Genomic DNA, 823 nt, shown 5'->3' with positions numbered 1-823 from the left:
GGCTCTGTCGCGAATTTTCGATGTTGACAGAAAGAGGGCTATTCCGCCCGTAGGCCTCACGCAGCCAATCTGTTGAATTGCTCAACGAGAGATAGCTGGCGATTACAGGCATACTTCGCCTGCTGTTTGCGCATCATGTGGATCATCTCGATCCCACCCAGGATCACACGGGCACTGCTCGTGGACTTGAACCCAAGCATCGGTCGTATCCGCCGCTTGATGGCTCGATGATCCTGCTCAATCCGATTATTGAGGTAAGCGCTTCGTCGGATCCGGACTGGCTTCAGCTGGCGCCGAGATCGATCTTGGAGCCGGTCTGTCGTGTCGCAGGAGAGGATAGCCTCGCGGTTCGTCTGGCTGCCGTCGATCACGATCCGCTCGGGCCGGCCATGTCGCTTGAGAGCCTTGCGGAGGAACCGTTTGGCAGCAGTGAGATTGCGTCGTTCGCTGAACCAGAACTCGACCGTGTCGCCGTTGCTGTCGATGGCGCGGTAGAGATACCGCCACTGGCCGCGAACCTTGATATATGTCTCGTCAATGTGCCATTTCCGACTGACAGGGCGCTTGTGCCGATTGAAGCGCTCCAGCAGGAGCGGGGCATAATGCACAGTCCAGCGGTGAACAGTCGCGTGGTCAACGGAGATGCCGCGCTCGGCCATCATCTCCTCGAGGTCCCGCAGACTCAGACTGTAAGCCAAGTACCACCGCACACAGAGCAGGATCACTGATTGATCAAAATGCCTGCCCTTGAACACGCTACCCTCCTTCGCTGAGCTCAAGGAGGATTAGCTGAAACTCTGAAACAAATTGTTGCGACAGATCC

General features: G+C 57.0%; 1 protein-coding gene. It reads right to left on the bottom strand.

Features of this window, described 5'->3' with window-relative positions; all coding sequences use genetic code 11:
• Positions 1-56: 56 nt before the first annotated feature.
• The gene (locus DC522_RS33830; protein ID WP_116532735.1) at positions 57-755 is read right to left on the bottom strand and encodes an IS6 family transposase; all 699 of its coding nucleotides are present in this window, start codon (positions 753-755) and stop codon (positions 57-59) included.
• Positions 756-823: the final 68 nt, after the last annotated feature.

Source organism: Microvirga sp. KLBC 81 (assembly GCF_003075415.1).
Taxonomy (GTDB): domain Bacteria; phylum Pseudomonadota; class Alphaproteobacteria; order Rhizobiales; family Beijerinckiaceae; genus Microvirga.
The sequence above is the reverse complement of the archived record's forward strand: the minus strand, read 5'-3'. Positions and strand labels throughout refer to the sequence as shown.